This window comes from Luteimonas campi, assembly GCF_051162505.1.
Taxonomy (GTDB): Bacteria; Pseudomonadota; Gammaproteobacteria; order Xanthomonadales; family Xanthomonadaceae; genus Luteimonas.
In genome coordinates this window covers 742,449-762,581 of sequence record NZ_JBNWEM010000001.1, presented here as the reverse complement: position 1 = coordinate 762,581, position 20,133 = coordinate 742,449, and the positions used below count along the sequence as shown (strand labels likewise).

The following is a 20,133-nucleotide window of genomic DNA, read 5'->3' as shown; positions in this document are numbered from 1 at the left end:
GGCGGATTCAGGCGGCGGACTTCCGGCGCGCGGGCTTGGCATCCAGGCCCAGGGTGCGTGCCAGGAACCGGCCGGTATGCGAGGCGGGCAGGCGCGCGATCTCCTCCGGCGTTCCCTGGCCGATGATCGTGCCGCCGCGGTGGCCGCCTTCCGGGCCGAGATCGACCACCCAGTCGGCGGTCTTGATCACGTCCAGGTTGTGCTCGATCACGACCACGGTGTTGCCGTCGTCGCGCAGCTTGTGCAACACCGCGAGCAGATGCTCGATGTCGTGGAAGTGCAGGCCGGTGGTCGGCTCGTCGAGGATGTAGAGCGTGCGCCCGGTGTCGCGCCGCGACAGCTCCTTCGACAGCTTCACCCGCTGCGCCTCGCCGCCCGACAGCGTGGTCGCCGGCTGCCCCAGCTTGATGTAGCTCAGGCCCACGTCGAGCAGGGTTTCGAGCTTGCGCGCGATCGAAGGCACCGGCTCGAACAGGGCCAGTGCATCCTCCACGGTCATTTCCAGCACGTCGTGGATGCTGTAGCCCTTGTAGAGGATCTCCAGCGTCTCGCGGTTGTAGCGCTTGCCGCCGCAGACGTCGCAGGGGACGTAGACGTCGGGCAGGAAATGCATTTCCACCTTGATCAGGCCGTCGCCCTGGCAGGCTTCGCAGCGGCCGCCGCGCACGTTGAAGCTGAAGCGCCCGGGCGAATAGCCACGCGCGCGCGCCTCGGGCACCTGCGCGAACAGTTCCCGCAGCGGGGTGAACAGCCCGGTGTAGGTGGCGGGATTGCTGCGCGGCGTGCGCCCGATCGGCGACTGGTCGATGTCCACGACCTTGTCGAACAGGTCCAGGCCATGCACTTCCCGGTAGGGCGCCGCGCTGTGCGAGGCGCCATTGATCTCGTTGGCCGCCAGTGCGTACAGGGTATCGTTGATCAGGGTCGACTTGCCCGATCCCGACACGCCGGTGACCGCGGTGAACAGCCCCGAGGGGATGCACAGGTCGACGTCCTTGAGATTGTTGCCGGACGCGCCCAGCAGCCGCAGCTGCAGCTTCGGATTGGGCTTGTGGCGCTGGGCCGGAATGGCGATCTGGCGCTTGCCCGACAGGTACTGCCCGGTGAGCGAGCGCGGCGCCTTGAGGATGTCGGCCAGCTTGCCCTCGGCCACCACTTCGCCACCGTGCACGCCGGCGCCGGGCCCGATGTCGACCACATGGTCGGCCAGCCGGATGGCGTCCTCGTCGTGCTCGACCACGATCACCGTGTTACCCAGGTCGCGCAGACGCGTCAGGGTGCCGAGCAGGCGCTCGTTGTCGCGCTGGTGCAGGCCGATGGAGGGTTCGTCGAGGACATACATCACGCCGACCAGCCCCGCACCGATCTGCGAGGCCAGACGGATGCGCTGCGCTTCGCCGCCCGACAGGGTGTCGGCCTTGCGCTCCAGGGTGAGGTAGTCCAGGCCGACGTCGACCAGGAAGCCGAGCCGCTCGTTGATCTCCTTCACGATCTTGGCGGCGATCTCGCCACGCCAGCCAGCCAGCTGCAGGCTCGCGAAAAACGCGCGCGCTTCGTCGATGGGCAGGACCACCAGGTCCGACAGCGGACGCTCGGACACGAACACGTTGCGCGCGGCGCGGTTCAGCCGCGCACCGCCGCACTCGGTGCAGGCGCGCTCGCTGATGTACTTCGCCAATTCCTCGCGCACCGCCGCCGATTCGGTCTCCCGGTAGCGGCGCTCGAGGTTGGGCACGATGCCCTCGAACCGATGCTTGCGCTGGGTCCTGCCCCCGGCGTCGGTCACGTAGCTGAAGGTGATCGTGGTATTGCCGCTGCCGAACAGCACCGCCTCGCGCGATGCTTCGGGCAGCTCCTGCCAGGGGGTGTCGACGCTGAAGCCGTAGTGCTTGGCCAGCGACTGGATCAGCTGGAAGTAGTAAGCGTTGCGCCGGTCCCATCCGCGCACCGCGCCCGCCGCAAGCGACAGCTCCGGGTGCACGACCACGCGCGCGGGGTCGAAGAACTGGGACACCCCCAGGCCGTCGCAGGTCGGACAGGCGCCCTGGGGCGAATTGAACGAGAACAGGCGCGGCTCCAGCGCCGGCAATGCGTATTCGCACACCGGGCAGGAATACTTGGACGAGAACAGCAGCGCGGCGGCGGCCTCGTCGTCCATGGCCTGCACCGAGGCCATGCCCTCGCCGAGCTTGAGCGCGGTTTCGAAGGATTCGGTGAGCCGTTGGCGGATGCCGGCCGCGGACTCCTCGTCCACGCTGCGCACCTTGAACCGGTCGATGACCGCTTCGATCGTGTGCTTCTGGCGCAGGGCCAGCGGCGGCACCGCGTCGATCTCGTGCAGCACCCCGTCCACGCGTACCCGGACGTAGCCTTGCGCGCGCAACTGCTCGAAGACCTGGGCGTGCTCGCCCTTGCGCTCGCGCACCACCGGAGCCAGCAGCATCCAGCGCTGGTCCGGATCGAGGTTGAGCACCTGGTCGACCATCTGGCTGACCGTCTGCGCCTCCAGCGGATAGCCGTGGTCGGGGCAGCGCGGCAGGCCCACGCGCGCGTACAGCAGGCGCAGGTAGTCGTAGATCTCGGTGATGGTGCCCACCGTCGAGCGCGGATTGTGGCTGGTCGACTTCTGCTCGATCGAGATCGCGGGCGAGAGTCCCTCGATGTGGTCGACGTCGGGCTTTTCCATCACGCTGAGGAACTGGCGCGCGTAGGCCGACAGCGACTCGACGTAGCGCCGCTGGCCTTCGGCGTAGATGGTGTCGAAGGCAAGCGAGGACTTGCCCGAGCCGGACAGGCCGGTGAACACGATCAGCCGGTCTCGAGGCAGGTCGAGGTCGACATTCTTGAGGTTGTGGGTACGGGCACCGCGAATGCGGATGGTGTCCATCGCCATCGGACGGGATTCCGGTTGGGGGCTGGGGGAGGGCAGCCGGGAGGAACCGGTCAGCCTAGCGAGCCGCCTAGATGGGGGCAAATGCGGCGGATGCCAGCTTCACTTGGTCCCGTCTCAGGCTGTGCGACAGGCGCGAGGCGAGACGCCGGTCCGGCCGCAGCCGGGGCGGCGCCGTGCGCCAAAACGCGGGTCCGGCGTCAAGACCGGGGGGCGGCGAAAGTTATACGGTTGTTAACATGCCCTTCACGGCGATAAACCTAAGCTGCCGCCGTGCGTTCAGTCTGCAGCCTTGCGACTGGGCAAGACACATGGCACCGGACGTCGCACGAGTGGGACACGGGGTCGCAATCCGATTGGCAAGTCCTTTCAAGGAACCGGAAATGACGAAGACGAAACTCCTCACCCTCGCGCTGCTCGGCGGCCTCGGCCTGACCCAGGCTGCGTCCGCGCAGGAATTCGATGACCGCTGGTATCTGACCGGTTCGGTCGGTTTCAACCTCCAGGACGAGGACCGTCGTACGGACGATGCCTACGCGCTGGGCCTGGGCCTGGGCAAGTTCATCAGCCCCGAGTGGTCGGTGGAAGGTGCGCTGAACTACCAGAACCCGAACTTCGAGCACAACTCGGACCTGCTGTGGAGCCAGTACGGCGTGTCGCTGGACTTCCGTCGCCACTTCATCGCCGAGGGCCGCAACTGGGCGCCGTACGTGCTGTTCGGCCTGGGCTACCAGCGTTCGGAAGAAGAGTACGTGCTGGCGACGTCGCCGGAGCTGTTCCAGCGTGAGGACGGCAACCTGGCGGCGAAGGTCGGCGTGGGCCTGCAGGGCGACTTCAGCCGCCGCGTGGCCGTGCGCGCCGAGCTGGCGACCCGTTTCGACTTCGACGACCAGAGCTACGCTGCCGAGTCGGGCGTCGACGGTTCGGGCTATCCGCACCAGCAGGAAGAGAGCTACTTCAGCGACGTGATCGCGTCGGTGGGTGTGGTGATCCCGCTGGGTCCGGAGCCGACCGCGCCGGTGGCACCGCCGCCGCCGCCGCCGCCGGCACCGCCTGCGCCGCCGCCGGCCCCGGCTCCGATCACGATCGACCTGAACGGCGTGAACTTCGACTTCGACAAGTCGACGCTGCGTCCTGACGCGGTGCAGATCCTGAACGAGGCCGTGGAGATCCTGAAGCGTTATCCGGACCTGCGCGTGGAAGTGGCCGGCCATACCGACCTGTGCGGTGCGGACGCCTACAACCAGAGCCTGTCGGAGCGTCGTGCGCGCGCGGTGTACGACTACATGACCAGCAACGGCATCGACGCGGGCCGTCTGTCGGGCCCTGTGGGCTACGGCGAGAGCCGTCCGCTGGAGCCGACGGCGCAGACGCTGCCGGGCTGCAAGAGCGAGGTCAACCGCCGTACCGAGCTCAACGTCCAGAACTGATCCGGGCCGGCGGCCGCTTTCAGGCGGCCGCCCCCTGGCTCTTCAAGAATTTGTTCGACGCGTGTTGGTCTTGCCTAGGCAGCCTGGGAACAATGACTTAGGTTGGCCTGCTGCCTTGGGCAGGAATACAATTCAGAAATGTGAGTTCGCTTTGTTTCCCGGACACTTCCCCCTAAGGAGTTTTCAATGAAAATCCGCTTGCTGAGCGCCGCCCTCCTGGCGGGCATGGCCGTGACCTCCGTCGCGTCCGCGCAGGAATTCGATGACCGCTGGTACCTGACCGGTTCGGTCGGTTTCAACCTCCAGGACGAGGACCGTCGTACGGACGATGCCTACGCGCTGGGCCTGGGCCTGGGCAAGTTCATCAGCCCCGAGTGGTCGGTGGAAGGTGCGCTGAACTACCAGAACCCGAACTTCGAGCACAACTCGGACCTGCTGTGGAGCCAGTACGGCGTGTCGCTGGACTTCCGTCGCCACTTCATCGCCGAGGGCCGCAACTGGGCGCCGTACGTGCTGTTCGGCCTGGGCTACCAGCGTTCGGAAGAAGAGTACGTGCTGGCGACGTCGCCGGAGCTGTTCCAGCGTGAGGACGGCAACCTGGCGGCGAAGGTCGGCGTGGGCCTGCAGGGCGACTTCAGCCGCCGCGTGGCCGTGCGCGCCGAGCTGGCGACCCGTTTCGACTTCGACGACCAGAGCTACGCTGCCGAGTCGGGCGTCGACGGTTCGGGCTATCCGCACCAGCAGGAAGAGAGCTACTTCAGCGACGTGATCGCGTCGGTGGGTGTGGTGATCCCGCTGGGTCCGGAGCCGACCGCGCCGGTGGCACCGCCGCCGCCGCCGCCGCCGGCACCGCCTGCGCCGCCGCCGGCCCCGGCTCCGATCACGATCGACCTGAACGGCGTGAACTTCGACTTCGACAAGTCGACGCTGCGTCCTGACGCGGTGCAGATCCTGAACGAGGCCGTGGAGATCCTGAAGCGTTATCCGGACCTGCGCGTGGAAGTGGCCGGCCATACCGACCTGTGCGGTGCGGACGCCTACAACCAGAGCCTGTCGGAGCGTCGTGCGCGCGCGGTGTACGACTACATGACCAGCAACGGCATCGACGCGGGCCGTCTGTCGGGCCCTGTGGGCTACGGCGAGAGCCGTCCGCTGGAGCCGACGGCGCAGACGCTGCCGGGCTGCAAGAGCGAGGTCAACCGCCGCACCGAGCTCAACGTCCAGAACTGATCGGACCAGAGCAGTTGTCCCAGAAAGCCCGGCCTCGCGCCGGGCTTTCTGCTTTGCGGCCGCGATCACCGGCGGCATGCGTTTTTCGCTTGTCCGCGCGCGCTGCGCTGATACACTCGCGCCAGTTTTCGAGGCGGAGATTGAAATGCGCGGATGGACGATGTTGCTGCTGTCGTTGGGTGCGGTGTCCGCCCATGCCTCGACCCAGTGTCCAAGCGCCACCGCGCAGCCCCTGGCGGTCCGTACGACCGTGCTGTTGCCGGTCGCGACCGGCTTCGCGAGCGTGAACCCCCAGCTCGGCTCGCAGCGTGGCGTGCTCGCGCCGGATTTCGACGAGTCGCAATCGGTCGACAACGTGCTGTGGCGGCTGCAGGTGGAGGGCTGCCAGCAGGTCGCCGCGGCGACGCCGGCGTCGGCGCTGGCCGCTCCCGCGCCCGGCGCTTACGTCAAGCGCACCGAGCACGACAACACGCCGTACCGCTTCAACATGACCCAGAACGGCAAGCGCATGACCGCCGACGATTTCGACGCGTGGCTGCAGGCCAACGGTTACAGCGCCGGGCGCCGTGCAGCGCCGGCGGCGGAAGCTCCCGCGGCGCCGACCCCGCCAGCGGGCGAGCAGTCCCAATAATCCTAGGGTGTTGCGTCGGCCGGCGGGACCGGCTGCTGGAAGGCTCCGCCTCGGCGGGGAATACGGCCAGCGCCCACCCAGCCGTCAGTTCCGCAGCACGCCCAGTTCGTGCCCGATGCGCGTGAATGCATCGATCGCCTGGTCGATGTGCGCGCGCGTGTGGGCAGCCGACATCTGGGTGCGGATCCGCGCCTGACCCTTCGGCACGACCGGAAAGAAGAACCCGATGGCGTAGATGCCTTCCTCCAGCAGCCGCTCCGCGAAGCGCTGCGCCAGGGGGGCGTCGTACAGCATCACGGGGCAGATCGGGTGGACGCCGGGGCGCAGCTCGAAACCGGCCGCGGTCATGCGCTCGCGAAAATAAGCGGTGTTCGCGACCAGCCGTTCCCGCAGCTCGTCGGCGGCGTCGAGCATTTCGAACGCCTTCGTGCCCGCCGCCACCACATGCGGCGGCAGCGAATTGGAGAACAGGTAGGGGCGCGAGCGCTGCCGGAGCAATTCGATGACTTCGGATCGCGCGGTCGTGAATCCGCCCAGCGCCCCGCCCATGGCCTTGCCGAGCGTGCCGGTAATGATGTCGATGCGTTCCAGCACGCCCTTGACCTCGGCCGAACCGCGTCCGGTCGCGCCGAGGAAGCCGGTGGCATGGCACTCGTCGATGTGGACCAGGGCGCCATACTTCGCGGCCAGGGCCGTGATCTCGTCGAGCGGGGCGATGAACCCGTCCATCGAAAAGACGCCGTCGGTGGTGATCAGCTTGGTGCGGCAGCCTGCGGCCTCGGCCGCCTGCAGCTGCCGCTCCAGGTCGGCCATGTCGCAGTTGGCATAGCGGAAGCGCTGCGCCTTGCACAGGCGCACGCCGTCGATGATCGAGGCGTGGTTGAGCGCGTCCGAGATGATCGCGTCGCCCTCGTCGAGCAGCGGTTCGAACAGGCCGCCATTGGCATCGAAGCACGCGGCGTAGAGGATCGTGTCCTGCTTGCCGAAGAAATCCGCGATGGTCTTCTCGAGCTGCTTGTGCAGGTCCTGCGTGCCGCAGATGAAACGGACCGAGGCCATGCCGAAGCCGTGGGTGTCGAGTGCTTGCTTCGCCGCGGCGACGATGTCCGGATGGTCGGCCAGCCCCAGGTAGTTGTTGGCACAGAAGTTCAGCACGGTGCGGCCGTCGGCGAGCGTGATCTCGGCCGACTGCGGGCTGGTGATGATGCGTTCGGACTTGAACAGTCCCGCCTGGCGGATCTCGTCGAGTGTCTCGGCATAACGCTGTGTGCCGGTAGCGTTGGACATGGCCTGCGGTCCCGCGAAAAGAAACGCGATTCTACCAAGCGGGCCCGGTATCGGCCTTTGCGACGGCGGTCGGCCGATCGATGAATCGCTTGCCGATTACGCGGACGGACGCGGGAGTCGCACCGCGCTGGCAAGCCCTGGCGGCCCGCGGCGGCTAGCGGACGCGCGCCAGCGAGCGGCAGGTTCGGGGCAGGGCAGGGATCCGGCGGGGCTTGGAGACGGCGCGCCGGGATGGCCCGTATGCGGTCGCCGCCCCGCGACACTCAATGCCAGTCGAGCACGACCTTGCCGGACTTGCCAGATTCCATCAGGTCGAAGCCCTTCTGGAAGTCTTCCGCCCGGAGCTGGTGGCTCAGCACCTTGCCCAGCGGGAAGCCGGACAGCACCAGCTGGGTCATCTTGTACCAGGTCTCGTACATCCGCCTGCCGTAGATGCCCTGAACGGTGAGCCCCTTGAAGATGATCCGGTCCCAGTCCACGCCCGCATCCTTGGGCAGCAGGCCCAGAAGCGCGACCTTGCCGCCGTGGTACATGCAGTCGAGCATGTCGTTGAAGGCGCGCGGGTTGCCGCTCATTTCCAGGCCGACATCGAAACCGTCCATGTGCAGGTCGGCCATCACCTCCTTGAGCGAGGTGTTGGCGACGTTGACCACGCGCGTGGCGCCCATGTCGGCGGCCAGCTTGAGGCGGTAGTCGTTGACGTCGGTGACCACCACGTTGCGTGCGCCGATATGCTTGCAGATGCCCGCGGCCATCACCCCGATCGGGCCTGCGCCGGTGATCAGCACGTCCTCGCCGACCACGTCGAACTCCAACGCGCAGTGGGCGGCGTTGCCGTAGGGATCGAAGAACGCGGCCAGTTCGCTGGGTACCTGGTCCGGCACCGGCCACAGGTTGCTGGCGGGCATGACGATGTACTCGGCGAAGGCGCCGTCGCGGTTGACGCCGATGCCCACGGTATTGGGGCACAGGTGTTGTTTTCCGGCGCGGCAGTTGCGGCAGTGGCCGCAGACGATGTGTCCCTCCGCCGAGACGCGCTGGCCGACGGTGTAGCCCGACACGCCAGGCCCCAGCCCCGCCACGCGTCCGACGAACTCATGGCCGATGACCAGCCCCTGGCGGATCGTGCGCTGGGCCCATTCGTCCCACAGGTAGATATGCAGGTCGGTGCCGCAGATCGCGGTCTTCTCGACCCGGATCAGCACCTCGTTGGGTCCCGGCACCGGCACCGGGACCTCTTCCATCCACAGGCCTCTGGTGGTCTCGCGCTTGACCAGCGCCTTCATGGTTGCGGACATCGGGGAGCGCCGTGGGGATGGGCGCTCATTATAGGTTGCAGACGAAATGGCCACAGCCCGGCGGCGGCCCCAGGCGCGGCACGCCCCCGGCGGGAGGGGGCTACAATCCCCCGGTCCTTTCAGGTGGAACCGTTGCATGCGCCTTTCCCTGCTGAGCCTGTCCGCCGCCGCCGCCCTGGCGGTAGCCGTCCCCGCCGCCCACGCCGTCGAGGGCATGTGGGTGCCGCAGCAGTTGCCGGAGATCGCCGGTTCGCTGAAGAAGGCCGGGCTGAAGCTCGATCCGGAGCAGTTGGCGGACCTGACCGGAGACCCGCTGGGGGCGGTGGTTTCGCTGGGCGGATGCACCGCCAGCTTCGTGTCCCCGCAGGGCCTGGTGGTCACCAACCATCACTGCGCCTATGGCGCGATCCAGCTCAATTCCACGCCCGAGAACAACCTGATGCGCGACGGCTTCAATGCCGCCGCGCCGGCCGGCGAGATCACTGCCGGCCCGAACGCGCGCATCTATGTGCTGGACGCGATCACCGACGTCACCGGGCAGGTCCAAGCCGCGATCGAAGCGGCGGCCGAGCCGCTGGCCCGCACCCAGGCGCTGGATGCGATCGAGAAGCGGCTGGTGGCCGAATGCGAGGCCGAGCCGGGGTATCGCTGTCGCCTGTACAGCTTCCTCGGGGGCAACGATTACCGCCTGTTCCGCAACCTGGAAATCACCGACGTGCGGCTGGCGTACGCCCCGCCGGGCAGCATCGGCAACTACGGCGGAGAGGTGGACAACTGGATGTGGCCCCGCCATACCGGCGATTTCGCCTTCTACCGCGCCTACGTCGGCCCGGACGGCAAGCCTGCGCCGCACTCGCCCGACAACGTGCCCTACCGGCCGCGGCACTGGCTGAAGATCGCCGACGAGCCGCTGCGGGAAGGCGATTTCGTGATGGTGGCGGGGTATCCCGGGCGCACCAGCCGCTACGCACTGGCCGGTGAGTTCGAGGAGACCGAGCAGTGGTCGTATCCGACCATCGGTCGCCACTACCGGGCGCTGATCGACCTGGTCGGGGCCCGCGGCAAGGCCGATCCCGACATCGAGGTCAAGTACGCCAGCACGGTGCGCGGCTGGGAAAACGTAACCAAGAACTACGAGGGCCAGCTGGCCGGCTTCGAACGCACGCGGGCAGCGGACACCAAGCGGGCGCAGGAAGCCGCGGTGCTCGAATGGCTGCGCGGCCGCGGCGAGGAGGGCAGGGCGGCGCTCGACGCGCATGCGCGCCTGGTGGCGCTGGACGAAGCCGAGCGCGCGACGCGCGAGCGCGACCTGGTGCTGCGCATGTTCAACGGCACCGGTGCGATCTCGGCCGCCACCACGCTCTACCGCCTGGCGATCGAGCGCGGCAAGCCGGACGCCGAGCGCGAGCAGGGTTACCAGGACCGCGACCTCCCGACGATCGAGGGTGGGTTGCGGCAGATGGACCGCCGTTACGTGCCTGCGATGGATCGCGAACTGCAGGCCTACTGGCTCGGCGAATACGTCAAGCTTCCGGCCGCCCAGCGGATCGAGGCGGTCGACGACTGGCTTGGCGGCAGCGACGCGAAGGCGATCGAGCGCGCACTCGACCGGCTCGCCGGCACGACGATCGGCGATGCCGGGCGCCGCATGGACTGGCTCAAGGCCGACCGCAAGGCCTTCGAGTCCAGCAAGGATCCGGTGATCCGCTACGTAGTGGCGGTGATGCCGACCCTGCTCGCGCTCGAAACCGAAGGCAAGACGCGCGCCGGCGAACGCCTGGCGGCCCGCGCGACCTACCTGCAGGCCGTCGCCGAGCATCGTCGCGAACAGGGCGGCCATGTCTACCCGGACGCGAACTCCTCGCTGCGCATCACCTTCGGCAACGTGCGGCCCTACACCAAGCTCGACGGAACGCGGCAGGCCGCGTTCACGCGCCTGGAGGAAGTGGCGGCCAAGGCCACCGGCGAGGCGCCCTTCGACGCGCCGCAGGCCTTGCTGGACGCGGTGCAAGACAAGCGCCACGGCGGTCTGGCCGACCGTCGGCTGCGCACGGTGCCGGTCAACTTCCTCTCCGACCTGGACGTGACCGGCGGCAACTCCGGCTCGCCCGTGCTGGACGCGCGCGGCCGCCTGACCGGGCTGCTGTTCGACATGAACTGGGAAGCGGTGGTGTCCAACTGGGTGTTCGACGCGGACATGACCCGCACCATCTCGGTCGACCAGCGTTACATGCGCTGGATCATGCAGGAGGTCTATCCGGCGCCGGCGCTGCTGCAGGAGATGGGTGTCGCGCCGAAGCGATAGTTTCCTGCGGCAAGCATCGGCCAACGCACGCGCCGCATCGCTTAGACTAGTCGGCGCGCCCCGGGGAGTCGCGGGCGTCCCCCCCGACCGTACCGGAACCCCCTGCCGCATGAGAATCCTGCTTGCCCGCCATGGCGAAACGCCGTGGAACGCCGAAGGCCGCTACCAGGGACAGGAAGACATCCCCCTGTCGCCCGTGGGCGAACAGCAGGCGCGCCTGCTGGGCGAGCGCCTGCACGACGTGCGCATCGACAAGGCGGTCAGTTCGCCGCTGACGCGCGCCTACCACACCGCCCAGTTCGCCCTGGGCGAAGCGCGCGCGCCGATGCTCACCACCGAGATGGGCTTCATGGAGATCGCGCACGGCACCTGGGAAGGCTTGCTGGCCAGCGAGATCGCGGCGAGCGATCCCGATCGGCTGCGGGCCTGGCGCGATGCGCCCGACAGCGTGCAGATGCCGGGTGGCGAATCGCTCAAGCAGGTGTTCCGCCGCTCCTGGGAAGCGCTGCAGTGGTCGACCGAAGGCCTGGGCCGCGACGACACCCTGCTCGTGGTCGCGCACGATGCCGTCAACCGGGTGCTGCTGTGCCACGTGCTGGGCATTCCGCTGTCGCGGCTGTGGACCTTCCGCCAGGCGCCGACCACGCTCAACCTGCTCGAGGGTGAGAGCCTGGACAGCTTGGAAGTGGTGCGTCTGAACGACTGCTCGCACCACACCGCGTTCTTCGGCGAGGCGGTACACCGCGCACTGTAGCCGCGGGGTGCGGCCGTCGGGCGACGTCCGGTATTCGGATCGCGCGCGTGGCGGTTGCCCTGCGGCGGATCGTTTCGCGCAGGGCAGCCATCGACGATTCGCCGTACCCGACGACGCCTGGTGAGGTCCGCCGCCGGTATCGGCCCGGCACCCTGTCCGGGCCGTCCGGCATTCCGCCGGCATCTGGTCCGCCTGCAGAACGAGTCCTGCCACCGGACGCGCCTCGCGACACAGCACGGCACGGAAGATCCCGTCCGGGCGAGCTCGTCGCGGGACGAAGGTCTCGCGGGTGCCAGCGTGGAACGACATCGCAGCGCCGCGGGTGACATGCTTCCCGCATCCCTTTTTCGGCAACTCTCCGTCCAGCCCCATGCACAAGACCCTGACCGATTGGCTCGCCTACATCGAGCGCCAGCACCCGAAGGCGATCGAGATGGGCCTGGATCGCGTGCGCGAGGTCGCCCGGCGGCTGGCACCGGGAAGGCCCGCTGCCCGCGTGATCACCGTGGCCGGAACCAATGGCAAGGGGTCGACGGTCGCCTTCATCGAATCGATCGCGCGCGAGGCCGGCCTGCGCGTTGGGGCCTACACCTCGCCGCACCTGCTAGCCTATGCCGAGCGCGTACGCATCGATGGCGTGGATGCCGACGACGACGCGCTGGCGGCGGCGTTCGCGGCGGTGGAAGCAGTGCGCGGCGAGGTCCCGTTGACCTATTTCGAGTTCGGTACGGTGGCCGCGCTGTGGCTGTTCGCGCGCGCCGGCCTGGACCTGGCGATCCTGGAGGTCGGGCTGGGCGGACGGCTCGACGCCACCAACCTGGTCGATGCCGATGTGGCGGTGATCACCACCGTCGACCTCGACCACCAGGACTGGCTGGGCGAGGACCGCGAGGCCATCGGCTACGAGAAGGCCGGCATCGCCCGCGCCTGGAAGCCGCTGGTACTGGGCGATGACGATCCGCCGGCGAGCGTGCTGCGCCACGCCTACGCGATCGGCGCCTCGGCGTTGCGGATCGGTTGCGATTTCTTCGTGGAACCGATCGATGCGTCTCGGTGGCGCTGGCGCGAGGTCGGCTGCGAGCTGGACCTGCCCGTGCCGGCGCTGGCCGCGCCCGTGCAGCTGCGCAATGCGGCCGTGGCCATCGCTGCGCTGCGTGCGCTGGACCTAATCGTCCCGGATGCGGCGATTGCCCGCGGCGTCGCCGCCGCGCGGCTGGCGGGGCGGCTGCAGGCCTTCGTCGGCGGCGGGACCGCGGTGTTCGTCGATGTGGGCCACAACCCCCAGGCAGCGCGGGAACTCGCCGCGTGGCTGCGATCGACGCCGGTGGCCGGGTGCACCCATGCGGTGTACGCGGCCCTGTCCGACAAGGACGTGACGGCGGTGACCGGCGCATTCGAAGGCCTGGTCGATGCCTGGTGGCTGGCCGGCTCGCTGGGCGCAGGGCCGCGCGGGCAGGCGGTGGCTACCCTTGCGCAGCGGCTTGCGGGCGCCCGTGTCCGCGTCGCAGGCAGCCTGGCCGATCCGGCCGCGGCGCTTGCGGCGGCGCTGCAGGCAGCAGCGCCAGGCGATCGGGTGCTGGTGTTCGGGTCGTTCCATGCCGCGGAGGAGGCCTTGCGTGCACTGCGGGGCGCAGGTTCAGAAGCTGTGACCCGGCCCGGCGTATAATCCGCGCGCCCTGCCGCTCTTGCCGAACCCGATGGATGCCGGATTGAAACAGCGCCTGATCGGTGCCGCCGTGCTCGTGGCGCTGGCCGTGATCTTCCTGCCCATGCTGGTCAAGGGCCCCGCTCCAGACAGCGGCGTCTCCGACCTGTCCATGCGCGTCCCCGACGCGCCCGAAAGCGGCTACAGGACGGTCGATCTGCCGCTGGTGGTGCCGGCCGACACGCCCGAGGGCGGGGTACTGGGCACGCCGGAACCGCTCGACGACGGGCAGCTGGCCACGGTCGATACCGCCACCGCGCCGCCGCCCAGCGAGCGCCCTGCCGCCGATGCACCGGCTAGTGAGGATGCCGCCCCGGTCAATCCGGATGCAGCCGATCTCGCCCAGGACGCGCCGGCACCCGCAGCGCCGACGACGCCAGCGGTTCCGACCGAGGCGCCCACACGCCCTGAGGCCGCGACGGCCCGTACCCAGGCAGCGGCTGCGCCCCTGCCTCCGGCCACGGCGGGCGGCGACTACGTGGTGCATTTCGGCGCCTTCGGCAGCGAGCGCGATGCGCAGCTGATCGTCCGCCAGCTCTCGCAGGCCGGACTGACCGCCTACAGCGAGCCGTTCACCCTGAACGGACGCGCCGCCCAGCGCGTCCGCCTCGGGCCGTTCGCTTCGCGGGAGGCCGCCGAGGCGACGCGCGTCCGCGCCGCGCAGGTGCGCAGCGACGTCACGCCGCGCGTGGTCGCGCTGGACGCCGCGCCGTCGCGACCGGCGTCCGAGTCCGCACGTGTGCCTGCCCGTACCGCGTCGACGCCCCCCGCCGCGCAGCAGTCCGTACCCGCGCCTGCGCCCGCCGCCGCGCCTCCGGCACCCGCCGCTGCCGCCGGCGTGGGTTTCGCGGTACAGGTCGGTGCCTTCAGCAACGCCACCGAAGCGACCCGGTTGCGCGATCGCCTGCGCGGCATGGGCCTGACCGCCTTCACCGACACCGTCACCACCGATCGCGGCCAGCTCACCCGGGTCAAGGCCGGACCGGTCGCGGGCCGCGACGATGCCGAGCGCCTCAAGGCGCAGGTGAAATCCAAGACCGGCATCGACGGCATGGTCCGTCCGCATCCCTGACGGCCACCGCTCCACTCTCGCTCCACGCAACGGGAATCACTGCCATGTGCGGCATCATCGGCATCGTCGCCACCACCGAGGTCGCGACCGCGCTGTACGACGGCCTGACCGTCCTCCAGCATCGCGGCCAGGACGCCGCCGGCATCGCCACCGCCAGCGGCACGCAGATGCGCGTGCACAAGGGCAATGGCCTGGTGCGCGACGTGTTCAATGCCCGGGCGATGTCGCTGCTGGAAGGGCGGGTGGGGATCGCCCACTGCCGCTATCCCACCGCCGGCAGCGAGGGCAGCGACGAGGCGCAGCCGTTCTACGTCAATTCGCCCTATGGCATCGCGCTGGCGCACAACGGCAACCTGATCAACACCGATACCTTGCGGCGCGAGGTGTTCGAGCAGGACCGCCGCAACATCAACACGCAGTCCGACTCGGAAGTGCTGCTCAACGTGTTCGCGCACGAGCTCGACCGCAGCCGCACGCTGACCCCCGAGGCCGCGTTCCGCGCGATCGAAGGCGTCAACCGGCGCGCGCGCGGCGGCTATGCCGGCGTCGCCACGGTACTGGGCCTGGGACTGGTCGCGTTCCGCGATCCGCACGGCATCCGCCCGCTGGTGCTGGGCAAGCGCGAGACCGATGCCGGCAACGAGTACGCGATCGCGTCCGAGTCGGTGGCGCTCGATATCCTGGGATTCGAGCTGGTGCGCGACATCGCGCCCGGCGAGGGCGTCGTGGTCACGCCGCGCGGCGAGTTGCACACGCGCCAGTGCGCCGAGACCGCGGAGCGCGCGCCGTGCATCTTCGAGTACGTGTACTTCGCGCGCCCCGACTCGATGATCGAGAACATCTCGGTGCACAAGGCGCGCATGCGCATGGGCGTGACCCTGGGCGAGAAGATCCTGCGCCTGCGTCCGGACCACGACATCGACACGGTGATCCCGATCCCCGACACCTCCCGCGACGCCGCGCTCGAGATCGCCAACGTGCTGGGCGTGAAGTACCGCGAGGGCTTCGTCAAGAACCGCTACGTCGGGCGCACCTTCATCATGCCGGGGCAGGGCGAGCGGGTGAAGTCGGTCAAGCGCAAGCTCAACCCGATCAAGCTCGAGTTCCGCAACCGGGTGGTGCTGCTGGTCGACGACTCCATCGTGCGCGGCACCACCTCGCAGCAGATCGTGCAGATGGCCCGCGATGCGGGCGCGCGCAAGGTCTACCTGGCCTCGGCGGCGCCGCCGGTGCGGCATCCGAACATCTACGGCATCGACATGCCCACGCCCGAGGAGCTGATCGCCCACGGACGCAGCGAGGAAGAGATCGAACGCATGATCGGCTGCGACTGGCTGGTCTACCAGGACCTCTCCGACCTGGAGAAGGCGGTGGCCGGGCCGAAGTTCGAGGGCATGCGCTTCGACAGTTCCTGTTTCAGCGGGGAATACGCCACCGGCGTGGACCCGGGCTACTTCGAAGGGCTGCGTCAGTTGCGTTCGGACGACGCCAAGCGCCAGCGGCGACTCGCGCTCTGAGCGAACCGTGACGGCGACGCTGTTCGACGCCGCGCGCGAATGCCTCGACGCGGCGGACATCGACGACAAGATCGCGCTGACAAGGCGCCACGCAGCCGCCTTCGCCGCTGGCGCGCTCGCCGTCGTGGACGATGCGCCCGCACCCGAGCCGATCCGGATGCCGGGACGGCCGCGGCGACCTGCGATGGTGCACCCGCGCGACCTGCCGCGCCGTGGCCTGGGCAGCGCCGAGGGTCGCGCCGCCTTCCTCCATTCGATCGCGCATATCGAACTCAACGCCGTCGACCTGGCCTGGGATGCGGCGTACCGCTTCCGTGGCATGCCGGCCGACTACTACGCCGACTGGGTCGGCATCGCCGACGACGAAGCGCGGCATTTCGTCATGCTGCGCGAACGCCTGCAGGCGCTGGGCTTCGACTACGGCGATTTCGACGCGCACAACGGCCTGTGGGAGATGTGCGAGAAGACCGCGCACGACGGCCTGGCGCGCATGGCCCTGGTGCCGCGGGTACTGGAGGCGCGGGGGCTCGACGTGACGCCCGGCATGATCGTGAAGCTGCGTGCGCTCGGCGACGACGCGATCGCGGACGTGCTCGAGGTGATCCTGCGCGAGGAGGTCGCGCATGTCGCCGCCGGCAGCCGCTGGTTCCGCTGGTTCTGCGAACGGCGGGGCATCGAACCGGAACCGAAGTTCCGCGAGCTGCTGGCCGAGTACGCCCGGGCCGTGCTGCACGGCCCGTTCAACATCCAGGCGCGCAGCGCCGCGGGCTTCAGCGAGGACGAACTGGCGGCGTTGCAGCAGGCCGCCGAGGCGGCGCGCCAACCCTAGCAGCGGCTCCGCCGGGGGCGGCGTGGCAGCCGGACTGTCGTCTGATGATGCTGTCGCCTCTGTCGCCTCTGTCGCCTCTGTCGCCTCTGTCGCCTCTGTCGCCTCTGTCGCCTCTGTCGCCGCGGGGACGGGGGGGCGCGGGGGATGCAGCCGCAACCGGGCCTACAGCGCCTGCAGGTCGTAGCGGCCCTTGTCCACGCGCAGCACCGAGCCCTGCGTATACCAGTCGCCCAGCACGATGCGCCGGCATGGCCGGTCGCCGATGGCCAGCGCATGGATCGCGGGCCGGTGCGTGTGGCCGTGGATCATCGTGTCCACGCCGTAGCGGGCGAACATCTCCTCGACGGTCGCAGGAGCGACATCGGTGATGCTTTCCATCGTGCCTGCCTGCTTCAGTTCGCCCTGCCGCGCCATGCTGGCCTGCCGCGCCTGCGCGGCGAAGGCCAGGCGGGCGGCCAGCGGCTGCGACAGGAAGGCCGCCTGCCACGCCGGCTCGCGCGTCTGCGCGCGGAACTGCTGGTAGGCCGTGTCGCCGGTGCACAGCAGGTCGCCGTGGCCGAGCAGGACCGGCCGGCCGTCGAGCAGGATCACGGCGGGGTCGGGCAGGATCGTGAATCCGGCACGCGTGGCGTAGTCCCGGCCGAGCAGGAAATCGCGGTTGCCACGCTGGAAGTGGATCGGCACGCCGCGATCGGCGAGCGCGCGCAGCCGTCCGGCGACGAAGGCACCGGTCTCCGAGGGATCGTCGTCGCCGACCCAGGCTTCGAACAGGTCGCCGAGGATGTAGAGCCCGGCGGCATCGCGCGCCTCGCCGTCGAGGAACTCGCCGAACAGACGGGTCATGTCCGGACGCTCGGGGTCGAGGTGCAGGTCGGAGATGAAAAGCGTGGCCATGCGGCATTGTAGGGGCGGGCGCGGGCCGGGATGGCATGCGGATCGGGGCGGTGCGCGGAACGGCGCCGGAAGCGACCCGGCAATGCCGGTAAAATGACGCGATTTCCCGCCCAGCCGAGCCTGTCATGAGTTGCCGCACCCGTTTCGCCCCCAGTCCCACCGGCTACCTGCACATCGGCGGCGCGCGCACCGCGCTGTACTGCTGGCTGGAGGCGCGCCACCGCGGCGGCGAGTTCGTGCTGCGCATCGAGGACACCGACCGCGAGCGCAGCACCCAGGCCGCGATCGACGCCATCCTCGACGCGATGGACTGGCTGGGCCTGGACTACGACGAGGGCCCGGTCTACCAGACCCAGCGCCTGGACCGCTACCGCGAGGTCGCCGAGCGACTCGTTGCCGAGGGCAAGGCCTACTACGCCTACGAGAGCAAGGAAGAGCTCGAGGCCATGCGCGAGGCTGCGATGGCGGCCGGCGGGAAGCCGCGCTACAACGGCGCCTGGCGCGATCGCAACGAGCCCAGGCGCGACGATCCCAACCGGGTCATCCGTTTCAAGAATCCCGTGGATGGCGTCGTGGCCTGGGACGACAAGGTCAAGGGCCGCATCGAGATCGCCAACAGCGAACTCGACGACCTGGTGATCTTCCGCCCTGACGGCTACGCGACCTACAACTTCGCGGTGGTGGTGGACGATATCGACATGCGCATCACCGACGTGGTGCGCGGCGATGACCACGTCAACAACACCCCGCGCCAGATCAACCTCTACCGCGCGCTGGGCGCGCCGGTGCCGGCGTTCTCGCACCTGCCGATGATCCTGGACGAGCAGGGCGCCAAGCTGAGCAAGCGCACCGGTGCAGCGGACGTGATGCAGTACCGCGACGCGGGCTACCTGCCGCACGCGCTGCTCAATTACCTGGTGCGCCTGGGCTGGTCGCATGGCGACCAGGAGATCTTCTCGATCAGCGAGATGCAGCAGCTGTTCGAACTGAAGGACGTGAACGCCAAGGCCTCGCGCCTGGACCCGGCCAAGCTCGGCTGGCTCAACCAGCAGTATCTGAAGAGCGACGATCCGGCCGACGTCGCCCCCCACCTGGAGTGGCACCTGCGCCAGTGCGGCTACGACCTGGACCGGGGGCCGGCGGCGGTGGACATCGTGGTCGCCATGCGCGATCGCGTACAGACGCTCAAGGACATGGCCGAACGCGCCTCGGTCTGGTTCGGCCCGCTGGAGCACTACGACGACGCGGCGGTGGCCAAGCATCTCAAGGCCGGCGCGGACGCGCCGCTGCGCGAGGCGCACACGCGTCTGGCCGCCTCGCCGGCGTGGACGGTCGAGGCCATCGGCGAGGCGCTGCATGCGACCGCCGAGGCGCTCGGCTTGGGCATGGGCAAGGTGGCGCAGCCGATGCGGGTGGCGATCACCGGCACCCAGGTCAGCCCGGACATCTCCCACACCGTCTACCTCGCCGGGCGCGACGAAGCCCTGCGTCGCATCGAGGCCGCAATCGCGCGGGTTCCGGCCGCCGGTTGAGAAGCGCGCGCACCGACGCCATCATCAGGCCATGACCAGGCACGATCACGGGCACGACTGCATCGATCCGCACCACCATGTGCACGACGCGCAGGCGTTCGTGCGCGCGGTGGAGCGCGCCTGCCAGGCGCGCGGTCTGCGGCTGACGCCGATCCGCGCGCGGGTGCTGCGACTGATCGCCGAGGCCGGCCGCCCGGTCAAGGCCTACGACCTGCTCGACATGGTGCGCTCGGGCGAGGGCGCGGGCGCCGACGCGCCGCCGACGATCTACCGGGCACTCGATTTCCTGCTCGCGAACGGCTTCATCCACAAGCTGCAGTCGGTCAATGCCTTCGTGGCCTGCCACCATCCCGACAGTGCGCAGCACTCGGTGCCTTTCCTGATCTGCAATCGCTGCCACAACGCGGTCGAACTGGAGGATGCGCAGGTCGTGGCCTCGCTGGACGAGCGTGCGCGTGCGCTGGGCTTCGTGCCGCATGCGCAGACGCTGGAAGTGCACGGGCTCTGCGCCGAATGCGCTCATAAGGACGGGGCTGGCCTTCCGTAGACGCGTGGTGCGCGCCGTCGAAGGCGCACTCTCCCGGCCGGGACCGACGGCGCACGGGGGATAGGGGGCGTGGTCATTCACGCAGCGGCGCGACCCGCTCACGTCGGGCTGCCTGCTGCGTGCCGCACAGAGGGGGGGGAGGGGTAGCGCCATCGCCATCCTCTCGGCGGTCGTGCACACACGGACGCCTGCGGCTTCCCCAGCCGTGCGCC

General features: G+C 69.3%; 14 protein-coding genes and 1 pseudogene. 11 read left to right on the top strand and 4 right to left on the bottom strand.

The window, feature by feature from the left end:
* Window positions 1-10 precede the first annotated feature (10 nt).
* Window positions 11-2,893, bottom strand: a pseudogene (uvrA, locus tag ACQYVW_RS03435) (excinuclease ABC subunit UvrA); the annotation flags it as partial.
* Window positions 2,894-3,273: 380 nt separating this feature from the next.
* Here uvrA and ACQYVW_RS03430 point away from each other — a divergent pair.
* From ACQYVW_RS03430 to ACQYVW_RS03420, 3 genes are all read left to right on the top strand, one after another.
* Entirely contained in the window at window positions 3,274-4,320 is a 1,047-nt protein-coding gene (locus tag ACQYVW_RS03430) for an OmpA family protein (RefSeq protein WP_434946056.1), read from the top strand.
* 186 nt (window positions 4,321-4,506) lie between these two features.
* Window positions 4,507-5,550 (top strand): OmpA family protein, encoded by a 1,044-nt coding sequence (locus tag ACQYVW_RS03425; protein WP_434946055.1) that lies wholly within the window; start codon window positions 4,507-4,509, stop codon window positions 5,548-5,550.
* A gap of 145 nt (window positions 5,551-5,695) precedes the next feature.
* A complete protein-coding gene (locus ACQYVW_RS03420) occupies window positions 5,696-6,181 on the top strand; it encodes a hypothetical protein (RefSeq protein WP_434935944.1) in 486 nt (161 codons plus the stop codon).
* An 84-nt stretch (window positions 6,182-6,265) separates the two neighbouring features.
* Here ACQYVW_RS03420 and kbl read toward each other — a convergent pair whose 3' ends face one another.
* Together kbl and tdh are read right to left on the bottom strand one after the other, a co-directional pair.
* A complete protein-coding gene (kbl, locus tag ACQYVW_RS03415; RefSeq protein WP_434946054.1) occupies window positions 6,266-7,468 on the bottom strand; it encodes a glycine C-acetyltransferase in 1,203 nt (400 codons plus the stop codon).
* 263 nt (window positions 7,469-7,731) lie between these two features.
* Window positions 7,732-8,766 (bottom strand): L-threonine 3-dehydrogenase, encoded by a 1,035-nt coding sequence (gene tdh, locus ACQYVW_RS03410; RefSeq protein WP_434935941.1) that lies wholly within the window; start codon window positions 8,764-8,766, stop codon window positions 7,732-7,734.
* Between the two features lie 136 nt (window positions 8,767-8,902).
* Here tdh and ACQYVW_RS03405 point away from each other — a divergent pair, with 136 nt between their 5' ends.
* From ACQYVW_RS03405 to ACQYVW_RS03380, 6 genes are all read left to right on the top strand, one after another.
* Window positions 8,903-11,071 carry a S46 family peptidase gene (locus ACQYVW_RS03405; RefSeq protein ID WP_434946053.1) on the top strand — a complete coding sequence of 723 codons (2,169 nt, stop codon included), beginning with the start codon at window positions 8,903-8,905 and terminating at the stop codon, window positions 11,069-11,071.
* A 109-nt stretch (window positions 11,072-11,180) separates the two neighbouring features.
* Window positions 11,181-11,825 carry a histidine phosphatase family protein gene (locus ACQYVW_RS03400; RefSeq protein ID WP_434935937.1) on the top strand — a complete coding sequence of 215 codons (645 nt, stop codon included), beginning with the start codon at window positions 11,181-11,183 and terminating at the stop codon, window positions 11,823-11,825.
* Between the two features lie 370 nt (window positions 11,826-12,195).
* The gene (gene folC / locus ACQYVW_RS03395; protein ID WP_434946052.1) at window positions 12,196-13,491 is read left to right on the top strand and encodes a bifunctional tetrahydrofolate synthase/dihydrofolate synthase; all 1,296 of its coding nucleotides are present in this window, start codon (window positions 12,196-12,198) and stop codon (window positions 13,489-13,491) included.
* A gap of 31 nt (window positions 13,492-13,522) precedes the next feature.
* Window positions 13,523-14,602 (top strand): SPOR domain-containing protein, encoded by a 1,080-nt coding sequence (locus tag ACQYVW_RS03390; protein WP_434946051.1) that lies wholly within the window; start codon window positions 13,523-13,525, stop codon window positions 14,600-14,602.
* A gap of 44 nt (window positions 14,603-14,646) precedes the next feature.
* Window positions 14,647-16,119, top strand: a complete 1,473-nt coding sequence (gene purF, locus ACQYVW_RS03385) for an amidophosphoribosyltransferase (protein ID WP_434935613.1) — start codon at window positions 14,647-14,649, stop codon at window positions 16,117-16,119.
* A 7-nt stretch (window positions 16,120-16,126) separates the two neighbouring features.
* On the top strand, window positions 16,127-16,948 hold the full coding sequence (locus ACQYVW_RS03380) for a ferritin-like domain-containing protein (protein WP_434946050.1): 822 nt from the start codon (window positions 16,127-16,129) through the stop codon (window positions 16,946-16,948).
* 162 nt (window positions 16,949-17,110) lie between these two features.
* Here ACQYVW_RS03380 and lpxH read toward each other — a convergent pair whose 3' ends face one another.
* Window positions 17,111-17,842 (bottom strand): UDP-2,3-diacylglucosamine diphosphatase, encoded by a 732-nt coding sequence (gene lpxH, locus ACQYVW_RS03375; protein WP_434946049.1) that lies wholly within the window; start codon window positions 17,840-17,842, stop codon window positions 17,111-17,113.
* Window positions 17,843-17,967: 125 nt separating this feature from the next.
* Here lpxH and gltX point away from each other — a divergent pair, with 125 nt between their 5' ends.
* Window positions 17,968-19,374 (top strand): glutamate--tRNA ligase, encoded by a 1,407-nt coding sequence (gene gltX, locus ACQYVW_RS03370; RefSeq protein WP_434946048.1) that lies wholly within the window; start codon window positions 17,968-17,970, stop codon window positions 19,372-19,374.
* Between the two features lie 31 nt (window positions 19,375-19,405).
* Window positions 19,406-19,921, top strand: coding sequence for a transcriptional repressor (locus tag ACQYVW_RS03365; RefSeq protein WP_434946047.1), 516 nt, complete (start codon window positions 19,406-19,408; stop codon window positions 19,919-19,921).
* Window positions 19,922-20,133 lie beyond the last annotated feature (212 nt).